This window comes from Enterobacter sp. Cy-643 (assembly GCF_011752815.1).
Taxonomy (GTDB): Bacteria; Pseudomonadota; Gammaproteobacteria; order Enterobacterales; family Enterobacteriaceae; genus Cedecea.
The window spans coordinates 70,362-85,543 of record NZ_VWWV01000001.1 but is presented as its reverse complement, the minus strand read 5'-3'; the positions used below and the strand labels follow the sequence as shown (position 1 = coordinate 85,543).

Below are 15,182 nucleotides of genomic sequence, written 5' to 3'. Positions count from 1 at the left end.
GGATTAGCCAGAAAAGCGAAAGTCGGAATACTCTGCCTTGCGCGAAGCCTCGCAGGCGGCAGTAAATTTACGGGAGTATTCATTAAGTTTTACGAAGTATCTCGCGGTGTCGGGCAAGGCCGCTTGCCGGGTTATAGAAAAACACCGACAATCCATTTTTCTTTGATGAACCGGAGGCTCATTGTGTCCACCTCTTTCTTCGTCGCGAGCGACTGGCTCGCAGAACATATTAACGATGACGATATCCAGATTTTAGATGCCCGCATGGCACCAGCAGGCCAGGAAGCACTTCGCGATATGCCTGCGGAGTACCGTGCCGGGCATCTGCCAGGTGCGGCCTATTTCGACATCGAAGCGCTCTCCGATCACACCAGCCCTCTTCCTCATATGATGCCACGTGCAGAAGCGTTTGCCGTGGCTATGCGCGAGCTTGGCGTTAGCAGTGACAAACATCTGGTGGTTTACGACGAAGGCAACCTGTTCTCCGCGCCTCGCGCCTGGTGGATGCTGCGCACCTTCGGCGTCGAGAGAGTGTCCATTCTGGCCGGTGGGCTGGCGGAGTGGCAGCGTGAAGCATTGCCGCTGGAGCAAGGGGATGCGGAGCTGCCGGAAGGTGAGTTCGAGGTTAACTTCGATCCGCTGGTGATCAAACGCCTGACGGACGTGCTGCTGGTCAGCCACGAAGGTACTGCACAAATTGTGGATGCCCGCCCTGCTCCACGATTCAACGCGCTGGCCGATGAACCACGCCCGGGCCTGAAACGCGGCCATATTCCAGGCGCACTTAATGTGCCGTGGGTAGATTTAGTGGAAAATGGTCAACTGAAGACCACGGACAAACTGAGCGAGATCTTCGAACGCCAGGGCGTGAGCTTTGAGCGACCAATCATTGCCAGCTGTGGTTCAGGCGTTACCGCCGCGGTTGTGGTGCTGGCGCTGACCACTTTGGGCGTAAACGGCGTGTCGCTTTACGATGGTTCGTGGAGTGAATGGGGCGCTCGCCCGGACCTGCCTGTTGAGCCTGCACAATAAATACAAAAAGGGAGGCGCGAAGCCTCCCTTTAAAATTGTGACATCAAACCGTTAAATAATCCGGTTTTGTTTGAAGTCGCGCAGGAAGCTGCCCCAGCGGCGTTCATAAAACGGCGTGATGTGGGCAATCATAAAGTGGCTGATGCCCTTCTCGCCTTCAACAACCTGGCAGATATCAACCGGTTCATCGCCCGGTAACGTATCGGTAGCCACACTTCCGGCCTGGCGAATAATCGCCTCGATGTCGCCGTCGGCCTCAATGCCAATCAGCAGATTTGGCTCCTCGTCCGCCTGTTCTTTGATGGAGCAGATGAACGCACGCTTGACCGTTTTCAGGTTTTTAAACAACGTGGTCAGAGAATCAACCATTTGCGCTGGCGGTTCAGCGACTTCGGAAAGCAGCAGTGAAGTACCGCCCTCCAGCACTTCCTGCTGGCTCAGTGGATCGCTTTCCGCGCTGACCAGATGGCTGATTTCATTTGGCGTAAATTCTTTGCCTGTCGGCAGTTTGGCGTTGAGGAACAGCGCTTCACCCAGCGTCATTTCAAATAAAGTGCGCACGGGCATTACCACAAACGCCTGCTCGTGACTGACCGCTTCCTGCAAAGCTTCCAGGGAGGTGAAGAAAGGGATCACCGAAGTGCCGTCTTCTTTTTCCCAGTGCTGCAGTTCAACCGCGCTATCGGCGTCAATCGCTTCACCTTCTGCCGCATTGCCCGGCACCCAAACGGTGGATTCCAGCAGGGTACGGAAAAATGCCGGGCGATGCGCCGGCTCGGTTGCCGCCTGCTCAAGCAGGGTTTCTAGTTCGTTTTTTGTTTCTGACATTGTGATTCCGGGATAACGCTTAAGAGGTTTACCCTCACCCTAACCCTCTCCCTGAAAGGGAGAGGAAACAGTTCTGAGTATCTCTTCCTGAAAGGGAAAGGAGAACCACTCAAAGTGTCTCCCCTTCCAGAGAGACTGTTGGTGTTAACTCCCCCCGAACTTTTTTCTCCCTCTCCCCTATGGGGAGAGGGCCGGGGTGAGGGGCAGTATTACTTCGCTAACAGCAGATTGGCGATCGCACGCACGCCGAGACCGGTCGCACCGGCAGACCACTGCTCAACGGCACCTTTACGGTAGGTCGCAGAACAGTCAACGTGCAGCCAGCCTTCGTGGTAGTTTTCCACAAAGTGAGACAGGAAACCTGCCGCCGTGCTCGCACCCGCAGGGTAAGAGGCGTTTGCGGTATTGTTCAGCTCAGCGAAGTTAGACGGCAGCTGGCTGCGGTGGAATTCAGCCAGCGGCAGGCGCCAGAACGGCTCGTTCTCTTCCGCCGCGCTTGCCAGCAGGCGGGCCGCCAGCTTGTCATCGAAGCTGAACAGCGCATGGTAGTCGTTACCCAGGGCCGTTTTTGCTGCCCCGGTCAGGGTCGCGCAGTCGATGATCAGTTCTGGCTTCTGTGCGGCGGCGTCAATCAGGCCATCGGCCAGCACAAGTCGCCCTTCGGCATCGGTGTTCATCACTTCAACGGTTTTGCCGTTGCGGTAGCTGATGATGTCACCCAGCTTCATCGCGTTGCCGCTGATCATGTTATCCGCACAGCACAGGAACAGCTTAACGCGCTTGTTCAGGCCACGGGTAATAGCCAGAGCCAGTGCGCCAGTGATCGTCGCGGCACCACCCATATCGGATTTCATGGAATCCATAAACGCGGTCTGCTTGATGCTGTAGCCGCCGGAGTCAAAGGTAATGCCCTTCCCGACCAGGCTTGCATAAACCGGTGCATCCGGATTGCCGGTTGGGTTGTAGTCCAGCGCCAGCAGCACAGGCGCGCGGTCTGAGCCACGGCCAACGGTGTGAATGCCGGCATAGTTCTGCTCACGCAGATCTTCGCCCTTGGTGATGCGGTAAGAAACGTGATCGCATGCAACATCGCACAGCAGATCTACCGCGCGGGAAGCAAGCTGCTCCGGGCCAAGCTCTTCAGCCGGGGTGTTGATGGTATGGCGAACCCAGTCGATCACTTTCAGGCGGTTATCCAGCTCTTTCTGCTCGGTTTCACTCAGCACCGCCCAGTCAATTTTGCGGGTACCTTTTGGGGCTCGATAGCCCTGCCAGAAAGCCCAGCTTTTCTCAACGTCCCAGCCTTCACCAGCCAGCTGGACGTGCTTCAGCCCCTGGCCGTCAATTTTGCGCGCCGCGCGCTGGATCAGACCGAGGCAGTCTTTGCCGGTCAGGTGTAGGGTAATGCCGTCATTGTTAATGCTATACGTCGCCTTTTCGCCCCAGCGTGCGTCCGCTGGCTGCGTGGAAAGGGTGATTTTCATGGCTTCAGTCATTTTCCAATCCTTCATTATTCAGCACAGGCAAAATGCAAAAACGGGCCGCCCAAGGCAGCCCGTGTATCATTCAGCTTCATCTAACCAGACAAGTAAAATCGCTTCCAGTACTTTCTCGTTAGAAGCGTTTGGATCGTCATCAAACTCTTCCAGGTCGCAGATCCACTGGTGCATATCGGTGAAGCGCACCGTCTTAGGATCGAGATCCGGACGGCTGTCGTACAGCGCCTCGCCGATTTCGCGGCTGTCGGTCCACTTCAGTCCCATGGCGGCTCCCGTTAGTGTTCGCGTGCGTGGTTAATGGTGTACCGCGGCATCTCAACCACCAGGTCTTCATCGCTGACGCGAGCCTGGCAGCTCAGGCGGCTTTCCGGCTCCAGACCCCATGCTTTATCCAGCATGTCGTCTTCGTCTTCGGTGCTTTCCGCGAGGGAATCAAAACCTTCACGCACTACGCAGTGGCAGGTGGTGCAGGCGCAGGACTTCTCACAGGCGTGTTCAATCTCAATGCCGTTGCGCAGCGCAACGTCGAGAATGGTTTCACCTTGCTTCGCTTCCAGAACTGCGCCATCCGGACACAGGTCCTGATGAGGCAGAAAAACAATCTTTGGCATATTAAACCTCGTCCACGGAATGGCCGGTCAGCGCTTTACGGATCGATTGATCCATACGACGTGCGGCGAATTCCTGGGTTTGCTTGTCTACGTTTTTGATTTCATTTTGAATAGCGTCGGCATCTTCGCCTGCGGCAGCAGCGCTTAACGCGGCCATCGCGGCATCAATGTCGGCACGCTCTGCGGCGCTTAGCAGCGCGGCATCCGCCGTCAACGCGCTGGTCAAACTCTCCAGCACGCGGGCAGCTTCGACTTTTTGCTCGGCCAGCATGCGTGCCTGCACGTCATGCTCGGCGTAACTCATGGAGTCCTGAATCATACTGGCAATTTCGCCATCGCTCAGGCCATAAGACGGTTTCACCTGGATTGATGACTCAACGCCAGTCGATTTTTCCATTGCCGTCACGCTCAGCAGGCCATCGGCATCCACCTGGAAGGTAACGCGGATGTGGGCCCCGCCCGCGGACATTGCCGGGATCCCGCGCAGCGTAAAACGCGCCAATGAACGGCAGTCCTGGACGAGCTCACGCTCGCCCTGCAGCACGTGGATAGCCATCGCTGTCTGGCCATCTTTGAAGGTGGTGAATTCCTGTGCGCGCGCCACCGGGATAGTGGTGTTACGCGGGATAACCTTCTCGACCAGGCCGCCCATCGTTTCCAGGCCAAGGGACAGCGGAATCACATCCAGCAGCAGCATTTCGCTGTCCGGCTTGTTGCCCACCAGAATATCGGCCTGAATGGCTGCGCCGATGGCAACAACTTTATCCGGATCGATAGAGGTCAACGGCGTGCGGCCAAAGAACTCACCTACGCGCTCACGCACCAACGGTACGCGGGTTGAGCCGCCGACCATCACCACTTCCAGCACGTCTTCTGCTTCCACGCCCGCGTCTTTTAACGCGCGACGACAGGACAGCAGCGTCCGTTTCACCAAGGAAGAGATAAGCTCGTTGAACTGCTCGCGGGTGACTTCGCCCTGCCAGCCGGCCACTTCTACACTGGCGGTAGTAGCATCGCTCAGTGCGATTTTGGCGGCGATGGCGGCGTCCAGAAGCTGACGCTGTACGCGGTCATCGCTACGGTCGGCAACCCCGGCCTGCTCACGCAGCCAGTCGGCCAGCAGATGGTCGAAGTCATCGCCTCCCAGCGCGGAATCACCGCCGGTGGCCAGCACTTCAAACACACCACGGCTCAGGCGCAGGATGGAAATATCAAACGTCCCGCCGCCCAAATCATAAACGGCAATAACGCCTTCTTTACCAGAATCCAGGCCGTAGGCAATCGCCGCGGCAGTGGGTTCGTTCAGCAAACGAAGAACGTGCAGCCCGGCAAGGCGAGCAGCGTCTTTGGTGCCCTGGCGCTGCGCGTCGTCAAAATAAGCAGGCACCGTAATCACCACGCCATCCAGTTCCCCTTCCAGAGTTTCGCTGGCTCGCGCGGAGAGAGATTTCAGGATGTCAGCAGAGATACGCACCGGGTTAAGTAAACCGGCAGGCGTTTCAATCATCGGCAGGCCATTTTCACTGGCCTGAAGGCGATACGGAAGATGAGGATAACGCGTCTGGATGTCCGCCAGAGAGCGGCCCATCATACGTTTTACCGAGCTAATGGTATTCGCGGGATCCTGCGCGGCAAGCGCGCGTGCCTCGAAGCCAACCAGATGCCCCTGCGGCTGGTAATGCACCACGGAAGGCAGCAGGTGACGACCTTCATGGTCGGCAAGAGTTTCGGCCTGGCCGCTGCGAACGGTAGCCACCAGCGAGTTGGTGGTGCCAAGGTCGATGCCCGCAGCCAGCCTGCGCTGGTGCGGCGCTGCCATCATGCCAGGCTCACTAATTTGTAATAAGGCCATGTATCGCTTCCAAAAATCGGGCCTGAGTTCAGGCGTTAAAAGTCGAGCAGCTTTTCTTCTAGTTGTTCAATTTGGCTCTGTAATTTGTCGAGGAAACGCAGCTTGCGCACAGTGTCCGCGGCCTGTTCCCACTGCTGGTCATCCAGCTGCTTTACCATCTGCGCGCTGCGGTTTTTCACCATCGTTTTTACGCGCGAGGCAAAGCTTTCAAGCTTATCGCTGTCTTTCGCCTGTTCGATATCGTCCAGCTCTTCGCGCAGCTCCAGCTGTTCCATCAGGAACGCAGTGTCGCGCACGGTGTGCTGTTCATTCGCGAGGTCGAAACCATTCAAGGACAGGATGTATTCGGCGCGGGCAAGCGGGTGACGCAACGTCTGCCAGGCCTGGTTGATGGTGGCGGATTGGCTCACGGCCAGAAGCTGTTCTGCCTGGGGGCGGCTGGCGTATTTGTCCGGGTGGAACTGGCGCTGCAGCTCCTGGTAACGGCTGGCCAGTTGCTCGGTGTTCAGGGTATAGCCTGGCGTCAGCCCAAACAGGGTAAAATAATCCATAACAGACTCGGGTTCAGGTCAGGTAAGTGCTGTGTGGTAAAGCAAAATCCCCACGGACCAGAGTCAGTGGGGAATTGCGTGGGATCAGACGTGGAAGCTTTCGCCGCAGCCACACTCATCCTTCACGTTCGGGTTAGTGAACTTAAACCCTTCGTTAAGGCCTTCTTTGACGAAGTCGAGCTCGGTCCCGTTTAAGAATTGCAGGCTTTTACCATCGACAACCACCTTCACGCCTTTGTCCTCGAACACGGTGTCATCCGCCATCGGTTCATCAACAAATTCGAGAACATAAGCCATCCCAGAGCAGCCTGAAGTGCGTACGCCCAGACGCAGACCAAACCCTTTACCGCGGTTGGTCAGGAAGGCACTTACACGGGCAGCAGCGCTGTCGCTAAGGGTAATCGACATACAACAACCTCAATAAAAATTTTAACTCGTCATACTTCGAGCCGCTGCCGGGCAGCAAGCTCGAATGCGTTAGAGTTATTTTGTTTCACGTTTGCTTTTGTAATCCGCGATAGCCGCTTTGATAGCGTCTTCAGCCAGGATTGAGCAGTGAATTTTCACCGGCGGCAGTTCGAGTTCGTCTGCAATGTCGGTGTTTTTGATCGCCTGCGCTTCGTCCAGGGACTTGCCCTTCACCCACTCGGTCACCAGCGAGCTGGACGCAATCGCCGAGCCGCAGCCGTAGGTTTTGAAACGCGCGTCTTCAATGATACCTTCATTGTTGACTTTGATCTGCAACTTCATCACGTCGCCACAGGCCGGTGCACCCACCATGCCGGAACCTACGCTGTCGTCGCTATTGTCGAAAGAGCCAACGTTGCGTGGGTTTTCGTAGTGATCAATTACTTTTTCGCTGTAAGCCATTTTTACTTCTCCAGAATCTGAAATCGACGTCCTGACGAACGATCAGTGATGAGCCCATTCGATGGAATTAAGATCCACGCCCTGTTTGAACATTTCCCACAGCGGAGAAAGGTCGCGCAGACGGCCAATGGATTTACGTACCAGCTCGATGGTGTAATCGATCTCTTCTTCAGTGGTAAAACGACCCAGAGAGAAACGGATAGAGCTGTGTGCCAGTTCATCGCTCATCCCCAGCGCGCGCAGCACGTAGGATGGCTCGAGGCTAGCGGAAGTACAGGCTGAGCCCGAAGAGACCGCGAGGTCTTTCAGCGCCATGATCAGCGACTCGCCTTCAACGTAGTTAAAGCTGACGTTGAGGATGTTTGGCGCGCCGTGCTCCAGGTCACCGTTCAGGTAAACTTCTTCCATATCTTTCACGCCGTTCCACAGACGGTTACGCAGCGTGCGCAGACGGGCCATTTCGGTCTCCATCTCTTCTTTTGCGATACGGTAAGCTTCGCCCATGCCGACGATCTGATGCACAGGCAGCGTACCGGAACGCATGCCGCGCTCGTGACCACCGCCGTGAACCTGAGCTTCGATGCGAATACGCGGTTTGCGACGTACGTATAGCGCACCGATCCCTTTCGGCCCGTAAATTTTGTGGCCAGAGAAGGACATCAGGTCAACTTTCAGCTGGCTCAGGTCGATAGGCAATTTGCCCACGCTCTGGGTAGCATCAACGTGGAAGATAATGCCACGGGAACGGCACATTTCGCCGATAGCCGCGATATCCTGCACCACGCCGATTTCGTTGTTAACGTGCATGATGGACACCAGAATCGTGTCTTCACGCATAGCCGCTTCCAGCTGCTTCAGGTCAACGATACCGTTGCTCTGCGGCGCCAGATAAGTCACTTCAAACCCTTCACGCTCGAGCTGGCGACAGGTGTCCAGCACGGCTTTGTGTTCGGTTTTGGCGGTGATGATGTGCTTGCCTTTCTTCTGATAGAAGTTAGCCGCACCTTTGATGGCCAGGTTGTCTGACTCGGTTGCGCCGGAGGTGAAGACGATCTCACGCGGGTCTGCGCCAACCAGTTCAGCGATTTGGTTACGGGCAATATCAACGGCTTCTTCAGCCTGCCAGCCAAAACGGTGGGAACGAGAGGCCGGGTTACCGAAGGTGCCGTCCATCGTTAAAAACTGCATCATCTTCTCAGCAACACGCGGGTCTACCGGCGTGGTTGCGGAGTAGTCGAGGTAAATCGGTAATTTCATTGCTCTTAAGCTCCGTACATCACTTCAATGCGAAGAATCAGGCTTAAAATATGTTGCCGTTATAGACAGGGAGCACCGCTCCCTCAACCTGATTCTAAAATTCTTGTTCTTCTGCTTATGCGCGCAGTTTGACGTCAATAGCGTCTTGAGAACGGGTGCTGCGATGATTTTCACTATGTTGACGATCGGACACGTCCAGCACTTCCTGGTTGTTTACCAGTTCACCGAGGGTGATGTTGTTCAGGAAGCCGGTCAGGCGATCGCTCAGGTCGCGCCACAGCGCGTGAGTCAGGCACTTATCGCCGCCCTGACAGCCGCCTTTGCCCTGGCAACGGGTGGCGTCTACGGACTCATCAACGGCGCTGATCACTTCACCTACGGCGATGCTGCTCGCGTCTTTACCTAACAGATAACCACCGCCAGGACCGCGCACGCTGGCCACCAGGCCATTTTTACGCAGGCGGGAGAACAGCTGCTCCAGATAGGAGAGTGAAATTCCCTGACGTTCAGAAATATCAGCCAACGGAACCGGGCCCGATTCAGAGTTCAGCGCAACGTCAAGCATCGCGGTTACGGCATAGCGCCCTTTTGATGTCAGTCTCATGTCTTACTTAACCTCAAATAGCCCCTCGAGCCGGGGGTTTTTAAAAGTGTGATTGTCACATAGCAGGACGCAAGTCTGACATTCCTGAGTAAAATGGTCAACTATTTAACCTACCATTTTACTCAAGTATTATTGGCCCGATTTTTTGGGGTTTTCCAGCGATGCCAGCATGCCGCGCAGGATGTTTAATTCCTGACTTTCCGGGCGTGCGCGGGTAAATAGACGGCGCAGTCGGCTCATCACCTGGCCCGGATGGGTTGGGCGAATAAAGCCGCTTTCCTGCAGCGCTTTTTCGAGATGCACGTAGAAGCGCTCCAGGTCATCCACCAGCGGATAAGGCGCGTCTTCTTCTTTGGGCGCTTCCGGCTGATCTTGCGTGGCGAGCCAGGCAATACGCACTTCATAGGCGAGGATCTGCACCGCCATGGCCAGGTTAAGGGAGCTGTATTCCGGGTTCGCCTGAATGGCAACGTGATAATGGCACTTTTGCAGCTCTTCGTTGGTTAAGCCTACGCGTTCGCGGCCAAACACAATTGCCACCGGAGCGTGCTGCGCTTCGCTAATGCTTTTTAAACCGCATTCGCGCGGATCAAGCATCGGCCATGGCAGCGTACGGGAGCGCGCGCTGGTGCCGACCACCAGGCTGCATCCTGCCAGCGCTTCATCAAGCGTATCGACGATCTGAGCATCGCCAATGACATCGCTGGCACCGGCCGCCAGGGCGATGGCCTGGGAGTCCGGTTTGACCAGCGGATTGACCAGCCACAGGTTAGTTAAGCCCATGGTTTTCATAGCACGAGCCACGGAGCCCATGTTGCCGGTATGCGAGGTTTCGACCAGCACGATTCGTACGTTTTGCAGCATTATCATTCACAGCCTGGGAAGAATATCGCAATATCTTATCATATCCCTGAGACATATTCCGAACGCTCTGCTATACTCCGCCGCGATTTCCGTTCTTTAACATCCAGCGAGAGAGACCGATGCAACATCCTATGTTGACCATCGCCGTGCGTGCTGCGCGCAAGGCGGGTAATGTAATTGCCAAACACTACGAAACTCCAGACTCCGTAGAAAGCAGTCAGAAAGGCAGCAATGACTTTGTGACCAACGTCGATAAAGCCGCAGAAGCGATTATTATCGAAACAATCCGCAAATCTTACCCGCAGCACACCATCATCACCGAAGAAAGCGGTGAACATGCAGGCGAAGATCAGGATGTGCAATGGGTTATCGATCCGCTGGATGGCACCACCAACTTCATCAAACGTCTGCCGCATTTCTCCGTATCTATCGCTGTTCGTATCAAAGGCCGCACTGAAGTTGCCGTTGTTTACGATCCAATGCGTAACGAACTGTTCACCGCGACTCGCGGCCAGGGCGCCCAGCTTAACGGCTACCGCCTGCGCGGCAGCAACGCTCGCGACCTGGACGGCACCGTTCTGGCGACCGGTTTCCCATTCAAAGTGAAACAGCACGCTACCCCTTACATCAACATCGTTGGCAAACTGTTCACCCAGTGCGCAGACTTCCGCCGCACCGGTTCCGCTGCGCTGGACCTGGCCTACGTTGCCGCTGGCCGCGTGGACGGTTTCTTCGAAATTGGCCTGAAGCCATGGGATTTCGCCGCAGGTGAACTGCTGGCTCGTGAATCCGGCAGCATCGTGTGTGATTTCACCGGCGGCCATAACTACCTGACCACCGGTAACATCGTGGCCGGTAACCCACGCGTCGTGAAAGCCATGCTGGCGACCATGCGTGATGAACTGAGCGAAGCGCTGAAGCGCTAAGCTTTTTTGCCTCTTCTTAATAAATAGAGGCAAAAACAAAAATCCCCTCAGCTTTACGGCGAGGGGATTTTTTTATGCCTGTGTTTAAGTCCCCGTTCAGAAAGGCCGAATGCCTCTCGCCATCGGCTGTGCGCTCAGCCACATTATCAGCGCGGCCGCGACCAGAATAACCCCTCCCGCCAGCGCGAGCGTTGACCAGCCAACCTGCCGCCACAGTACCGGGGCCCGGTTCCCGCTTAAGCGAACCGCCAGCGCACGGAAGCTGTGTACCAGCAGCGCCAGGCCGGAAATGGTGATCGAGGTGCCTGCCGCCATCGCCAGCGCAGACAGCACTCCCCAGCTAAAGACGCCAATCACCTTGCTGAACAGCAGCACCATAATCGCACCAGAACAGGGGCGCATGCCCATCGACAGAACAATCATCAGCCTGGCTCGCCAGTCGCTACTTGCCGCCAGCTGTTTCTCATCCGGGACATGCTGATGCCCACAGCCGCAGTTAGCATCATGCACATGATGCGGCGTAAACGAGGTGAATTTGGGTTTGCGGCGCAGCTGAGTTCGTAAACGCCCCAGCGCCCGCCAGCTCAACAAGAGGCCCAGGATCCCCACAAGCAGGTAGCTGCCCTTCTCCATCCAATAGCTGCTGAGATGAAGCTGCCGGGAAGGCAAGGCCAGCACGCCCAGTACCACGACCACCAGCACAATGGCTACCAGCCCCTGCAGCAAAGAGGCGGCGAAGGTCAAACCGAGGCTGCTTTTGATTTTTGAGGGATGGGTTGCAAGCCAGGTGCTGATGACGATTTTGCCGTGCCCCGGCCCCAAAGCATGGAGCACGCCGTAGACAAAACTGAAAGAGAGCAGCGATAAGCCTGCGCGAGCGGGGTTGTCCGCCACCTGGCGCAGCAGCCCGCTTAATTCCTGATTGATTGAACGCTGCCAGACGGCCGAACTCAGCAGAATTTGCGGCCAGTAAAGCCACAAGGCATAAAGCCCGGCGGTGGCAAGCAGCATAAACAGCGCCAGCGGCCACAGATGGCCCCAGCGGCGGACGGGAGAAGAGGCGGTGATTATTGACATGCCAGCGTCACCTCCTGAGCAAACTGTTTCCCTAAGTCCATATCCTCCGGCGGGGCATCAGCTTTATCCAGCGACTGCGCGAACAGCAGCGTCTCTTCGCTGGGCTTTGGCGTGTGCACGGCAACTTTACAGCTTGAGGCCAACGCCTGCGGCAGATGAACGTCTCCATCGTGGTCATAACTCATGTCGACAAAATAGGTCGGGTCGAAGGTCGAGAAACGATAAGTCTGCCCTTTCAGCGGCTGCGGATGCGCCAGCGGCAGAATAAACGTCAGCACCGCCTGATGATTGCTGCGGCTCAGGCCATATTCCGGCGGCAAATTGCCAAATTTCACCTTCTCTTTGTCATGCCAGAACTCGGTAAAGTAGTGCTGGCCCAGCACGTTAGCCATCACTTCTGCCGCCAGCTTTTTCCACACCGGCGACTCCGGCTTTGCGTCGCCCGCGTCATACAACAGATCTGCTGAAGTAATGTCGTCCATCGTCCACTGCATTTTTAGCCCCGTCAGCTGCCCCTGTTCAACCACCGGCGTAGTGACGATGGAGATAAAACTGTGGGGATGCGCCTGCACGCTCGCCGCTGAAAGCCCTGCCAGCAGCAAGGCTACTCCTTTCAGGCTGATTCTTTTGTCGCTCATGCTTCCCTCAAGATTTAAATTCTGTGAGCCAGCCGTAATTCCGTGATGAAAAACTAAAAAGGGCAATATATTGGCCGAAACCTTTAGCTATTCTTAACTTCTGACACCACATTGGGACAGCCAGATGATGACTTTACTGACGCCGCCACCGTCTGTGCTCTCCAGTTCGCAGCGCCGCTGCCACCTGCTTCTGATGCTCTATCTCCCGGAGCAGAGCGTCACGCCGGAGGTCATTGCCAGCCTTAACGGCGTGGACCAAAGGCAAACCCTGCAAGATATAGCCGACACGGGCCACGAGATCCAGAGTTATCACCGTCTCTCCCTGACGCAGCAGCAGGACGGCAGCTACCGGATTGAAGGCACAGTCCTTGACCGCCGCCTTTGCCTGCTGCACTGGCTGCGACGCTCGCTGCGCCTTTGCCCGCAGTTTGTGCAACACCACTTTAGTCCGGCACTAAAGTCCCAGCTAAAGCATCTGGGGCTTATCAAGGCGCTGTATGACGAAACTAATTTACGTGCGCTGGTGAATCTGTGTGGTCGCCGTTTAAAAAGGCAGTACGACAGCCGGGACAGCCAGTTCCTGACGCTGTTTTTGCAGTATTGCCTCCACCAACATCACTCCGGCAACGCGCCAGTCCTTTCGCCGCAGCAGCGCGAATGGAGCCAGATGCGGCCTGAGTTCGCCGTCGCCCAGGAAATAGCCCGCCACTGGAAGCGCCGCGTCATGCAGCCCGCGGATGTCGATGAGCAGCATTTCCTGGCCCTGCTGTTTCAACTGCTCCGAATACCCGATCCGATTAATGACGAACACGAACAGGATGCGCGTTTACACAACGAAATCGCGAGGATGATTGAACGCTTCCGCCGGCAGGCCGGGCTCTCTTTTAGCGATGAACAAGGGCTGAGCGATCAGCTTTATATTCACCTCGCCCAGGCGCTGAACCGCTGCCACTTTAATATCGGCATCGACCATAGCCTGCCCGAAGAGATAACGCGCCTCTACCCAAGGCTGATGCGAACCTCGCGAGAGGCGCTTGCAGATTTTGAACAGCACTACGGGATTCAGTTTTCTGATGCGGAAAGGGGCCTGGTCGCGGTGATCTTTGGTGCCTGGCTGATGCAGGAAAGTGACATTCAGGAAAAACAGGTGTTGCTGCTGACGGCCGACGATCGGGAGCTGGAGCAGAAAATTGAGCAGCAGCTGCGCGAACTGACCCTCCTGCCGCTCAACATTAAGCATCTGGCGGTGCAGCAGTTTCAGAGCCTGGGGGCGCCGCGTGAAGTGGTGCTGGTCATTACGCCCTACGCGACCTCACTGCCGCTGTTTTCTCCCCCGCTCATTCACGCCACGCTGCCGCTGGGAGAGCACCAGCAGCAGCGTATCAAAGCGCTGTTAGAGGCTTAGCTTTCCGCAACCGGGCTGACTGCGGCGACTTTTGGCCGCAGGAACAGCGCCGGAGCCGCCACCAGCGCCATGACCCAGAACATCCCGCCCTGCAAATGCTGATAGAGGAAGCCCGAGAAAATCGTCATCACGGCGATACCGCCGCCCATCGCTACGGCGGAGTAAACGGCCTGCAGGCGGATCACCTCGCCGCCTTTGCGGGCAGAGATATAGCGCATCGTCGCCAGGTGGCAAACCGTGAAGCTGCCGCAGTGCAGGATTTGCGCCACAATCAGCCACGGCAGTTCGGTGGTGCTTGCCATCAGGCTCCAGCGAATAATGCCGGTCACGGTGGACAGCAGCAGCAAATCTCTGGCGCTCCAGCGGCGGAACAGTTTGTTGCTGAGGGCAAAGATAACGATTTCCGCGACCACGCCCAGCGACCATAAATAGCCCACAACAGAAGCGGAATAGCCTGTGCTCTGCCAGTAAATCGCGCTAAAACCGTAATAGGCCGCATGTGCGCCCTGCAGCAGAGAAACACAGGCCAGAAAACGCCAGGCGCTGATAATGAGTCCTTTCCAGGCCGGCCAGCCTGCCGAAGCCTGATGCCGGGTTTCGCCCTGCGGCATAATGGAAGGCCGCAGCATCATGCCAATCAGCATCGACGCCGCGCCAATGGTCAGCAGGACCAGAATAGCCTGATAGCTATACTCACTCACCAGCTTACCGGTAATGGCGGAGCCGATAACAAACGCCAGCGATCCCCAGAGCCGCACCCGGCCATAATCCAGCGGCATCTGCCGCTGCCAGGTGCCCGCCAGCGCATCGGTCAGCGGCACCAGCGGCGAGAAGAACAGGTTAAAGCCCACCATCGTTAGCAGCAGCCAGAGCGCAGCATGGCCCAGCCAGAAACCGGCGGCAAAAATTAAGGTGGCAAGGGCTAACAGACGAAGGGCAAAAACAAGGCGGGAAGGATCGGTCACGCGGGGGGCTAATAATAAACTGCCGAGGAAACGGGCGATTAACCCGGAGCCTAACAGCAATCCGATTGTTTCCGGGGGAAGCCCGACGCCTTTGAGCCAGACGCTCCAGAACGGCAAAAACACGCCATAGCTAAAGAAGTAGGTAAAGTAACTGAGCGCCAGCCAGCGCGTGGAATGCAAAACCATGATCCCTCCCGTTTTGG

At 56.5% G+C, this 15,182-nt stretch carries 17 protein-coding genes; 3 read left to right on the top strand and 14 right to left on the bottom strand.

From position 1 onward, the window contains the following. The first annotated feature begins 183 nt into the window (after window positions 1–183). Window positions 184–1,032, top strand: coding sequence for a 3-mercaptopyruvate sulfurtransferase (gene sseA / locus F3J29_RS00445; RefSeq protein ID WP_166862149.1), 849 nt, complete (start codon window positions 184–186; stop codon window positions 1,030–1,032). A 51-nt stretch (window positions 1,033–1,083) separates the two neighbouring features. Here sseA and sseB read toward each other — a convergent pair whose 3' ends face one another. The 11 genes from sseB to trmJ all read right to left on the bottom strand — a co-directional run bounded on the left by sseB (window position 1,084) and on the right by trmJ (window position 9,968). Next, complete coding sequence (sseB, locus tag F3J29_RS00440; RefSeq protein WP_039296146.1) at window positions 1,084–1,860, bottom strand: enhanced serine sensitivity protein SseB; 777 nt, start codon at window positions 1,858–1,860, stop codon at window positions 1,084–1,086. A gap of 209 nt (window positions 1,861–2,069) precedes the next feature. Further along, window positions 2,070–3,356, bottom strand: coding sequence for an aminopeptidase PepB (pepB, locus tag F3J29_RS00435; RefSeq protein ID WP_166862147.1), 1,287 nt, complete (start codon window positions 3,354–3,356; stop codon window positions 2,070–2,072). Between the two features lie 66 nt (window positions 3,357–3,422). After that, complete coding sequence (gene iscX / locus F3J29_RS00430; RefSeq protein WP_126355229.1) at window positions 3,423–3,623, bottom strand: Fe-S cluster assembly protein IscX; 201 nt, start codon at window positions 3,621–3,623, stop codon at window positions 3,423–3,425. 11 nt (window positions 3,624–3,634) lie between these two features. Beyond that, entirely contained in the window at window positions 3,635–3,970 is a 336-nt protein-coding gene (fdx, locus tag F3J29_RS00425) for an ISC system 2Fe-2S type ferredoxin (RefSeq protein ID WP_008459424.1), read from the bottom strand. Between the two features lies 1 nt (window position 3,971). After that, window positions 3,972–5,822 carry a Fe-S protein assembly chaperone HscA gene (gene hscA / locus F3J29_RS00420; RefSeq protein WP_166862145.1) on the bottom strand — a complete coding sequence of 617 codons (1,851 nt, stop codon included), beginning with the start codon at window positions 5,820–5,822 and terminating at the stop codon, window positions 3,972–3,974. A gap of 35 nt (window positions 5,823–5,857) precedes the next feature. After that, window positions 5,858–6,373 (bottom strand): co-chaperone HscB, encoded by a 516-nt coding sequence (gene hscB / locus F3J29_RS00415; protein ID WP_166862143.1) that lies wholly within the window; start codon window positions 6,371–6,373, stop codon window positions 5,858–5,860. A gap of 84 nt (window positions 6,374–6,457) precedes the next feature. Continuing rightward, a complete protein-coding gene (gene iscA, locus F3J29_RS00410) occupies window positions 6,458–6,781 on the bottom strand; it encodes an iron-sulfur cluster assembly protein IscA (RefSeq protein WP_039296157.1) in 324 nt (107 codons plus the stop codon). Window positions 6,782–6,856: 75 nt separating this feature from the next. Further along, window positions 6,857–7,243 carry a Fe-S cluster assembly scaffold IscU gene (gene iscU / locus F3J29_RS00405; RefSeq protein WP_038479961.1) on the bottom strand — a complete coding sequence of 129 codons (387 nt, stop codon included), beginning with the start codon at window positions 7,241–7,243 and terminating at the stop codon, window positions 6,857–6,859. A 42-nt stretch (window positions 7,244–7,285) separates the two neighbouring features. Beyond that, entirely contained in the window at window positions 7,286–8,500 is a 1,215-nt protein-coding gene (gene iscS / locus F3J29_RS00400) for a cysteine desulfurase (protein WP_039296161.1), read from the bottom strand. A gap of 115 nt (window positions 8,501–8,615) precedes the next feature. Further along, complete coding sequence (gene iscR, locus F3J29_RS00395) at window positions 8,616–9,104, bottom strand: Fe-S cluster assembly transcriptional regulator IscR (RefSeq protein ID WP_008459430.1); 489 nt, start codon at window positions 9,102–9,104, stop codon at window positions 8,616–8,618. 129 nt (window positions 9,105–9,233) lie between these two features. Beyond that, window positions 9,234–9,968, bottom strand: coding sequence for a tRNA (cytosine(32)/uridine(32)-2'-O)-methyltransferase TrmJ (trmJ, locus tag F3J29_RS00390; protein ID WP_166864828.1), 735 nt, complete (start codon window positions 9,966–9,968; stop codon window positions 9,234–9,236). A gap of 119 nt (window positions 9,969–10,087) precedes the next feature. Here trmJ and suhB point away from each other — a divergent pair, with 119 nt between their 5' ends. Further along, window positions 10,088–10,894 carry an inositol-1-monophosphatase gene (gene suhB, locus F3J29_RS00385; protein ID WP_166862141.1) on the top strand — a complete coding sequence of 269 codons (807 nt, stop codon included), beginning with the start codon at window positions 10,088–10,090 and terminating at the stop codon, window positions 10,892–10,894. A gap of 96 nt (window positions 10,895–10,990) precedes the next feature. Here suhB and F3J29_RS00380 read toward each other — a convergent pair whose 3' ends face one another. Both F3J29_RS00380 and F3J29_RS00375 read right to left on the bottom strand, forming a co-directional pair. Then, window positions 10,991–11,971 carry a nickel/cobalt transporter gene (locus F3J29_RS00380; protein WP_166862139.1) on the bottom strand — a complete coding sequence of 327 codons (981 nt, stop codon included), beginning with the start codon at window positions 11,969–11,971 and terminating at the stop codon, window positions 10,991–10,993. Then, window positions 11,962–12,609 (bottom strand): DUF1007 family protein, encoded by a 648-nt coding sequence (locus tag F3J29_RS00375; RefSeq protein WP_166862137.1) that lies wholly within the window; start codon window positions 12,607–12,609, stop codon window positions 11,962–11,964. The genes F3J29_RS00380 and F3J29_RS00375 overlap by 10 nt, the downstream gene beginning before the upstream one ends. Before the next feature lie 124 nt (window positions 12,610–12,733). On the opposite strand from F3J29_RS00375, the gene csiE reads away from it, so the two are divergent. Beyond that, window positions 12,734–14,014, top strand: a complete 1,281-nt coding sequence (gene csiE / locus F3J29_RS00370; protein ID WP_166862135.1) for a stationary phase inducible protein CsiE — start codon at window positions 12,734–12,736, stop codon at window positions 14,012–14,014. Here csiE and F3J29_RS00365 read toward each other — a convergent pair. Continuing rightward, on the bottom strand, window positions 14,011–15,165 hold the full coding sequence (locus F3J29_RS00365) for a 3-phenylpropionate MFS transporter (RefSeq protein WP_166862134.1): 1,155 nt from the start codon (window positions 15,163–15,165) through the stop codon (window positions 14,011–14,013). The genes csiE and F3J29_RS00365 overlap by 4 nt on opposite strands. Window positions 15,166–15,182 lie beyond the last annotated feature (17 nt).

What these genes read in the sequence shown, in the direction of transcription:
- pepB (WP_166862147.1), bottom strand. Translation starts at nt 3,356, where the DNA reads ATGACTGAAGCCATGAAAATCACCCTTTCCACGCAGCCAGCGGACGCA.
- iscS (WP_039296161.1), bottom strand. Translation starts at nt 8,500, where the DNA reads ATGAAATTACCGATTTACCTCGACTACTCCGCAACCACGCCGGTAGAC.
- hscB (WP_166862143.1), bottom strand. Translation starts at nt 6,373, where the DNA reads ATGGATTATTTTACCCTGTTTGGGCTGACGCCAGGCTATACCCTGAAC.
- iscU (WP_038479961.1), bottom strand. Translation starts at nt 7,243, where the DNA reads ATGGCTTACAGCGAAAAAGTAATTGATCACTACGAAAACCCACGCAAC.
- iscX (WP_126355229.1), bottom strand. Translation starts at nt 3,623, where the DNA reads ATGGGACTGAAGTGGACCGACAGCCGCGAAATCGGCGAGGCGCTGTAC.
- F3J29_RS00380 (WP_166862139.1), bottom strand. Translation starts at nt 11,971, where the DNA reads ATGTCAATAATCACCGCCTCTTCTCCCGTCCGCCGCTGGGGCCATCTG.
- fdx (WP_008459424.1), bottom strand. Translation starts at nt 3,970, where the DNA reads ATGCCAAAGATTGTTTTTCTGCCTCATCAGGACCTGTGTCCGGATGGC.
- iscA (WP_039296157.1), bottom strand. Translation starts at nt 6,781, where the DNA reads ATGTCGATTACCCTTAGCGACAGCGCTGCTGCCCGTGTAAGTGCCTTC.
- F3J29_RS00365 (WP_166862134.1), bottom strand. Translation starts at nt 15,165, where the DNA reads ATGGTTTTGCATTCCACGCGCTGGCTGGCGCTCAGTTACTTTACCTAC.
- sseB (WP_039296146.1), bottom strand. Translation starts at nt 1,860, where the DNA reads ATGTCAGAAACAAAAAACGAACTAGAAACCCTGCTTGAGCAGGCGGCA.
- trmJ (WP_166864828.1), bottom strand. Translation starts at nt 9,968, where the DNA reads ATGCTGCAAAACGTACGAATCGTGCTGGTCGAAACCTCGCATACCGGC.
- iscR (WP_008459430.1), bottom strand. Translation starts at nt 9,104, where the DNA reads ATGAGACTGACATCAAAAGGGCGCTATGCCGTAACCGCGATGCTTGAC.
- hscA (WP_166862145.1), bottom strand. Translation starts at nt 5,822, where the DNA reads ATGGCCTTATTACAAATTAGTGAGCCTGGCATGATGGCAGCGCCGCAC.
- F3J29_RS00375 (WP_166862137.1), bottom strand. Translation starts at nt 12,609, where the DNA reads ATGAGCGACAAAAGAATCAGCCTGAAAGGAGTAGCCTTGCTGCTGGCA.
- suhB (WP_166862141.1), top strand. Translation starts at nt 10,088, where the DNA reads ATGCAACATCCTATGTTGACCATCGCCGTGCGTGCTGCGCGCAAGGCG.
- csiE (WP_166862135.1), top strand. Translation starts at nt 12,734, where the DNA reads ATGATGACTTTACTGACGCCGCCACCGTCTGTGCTCTCCAGTTCGCAG.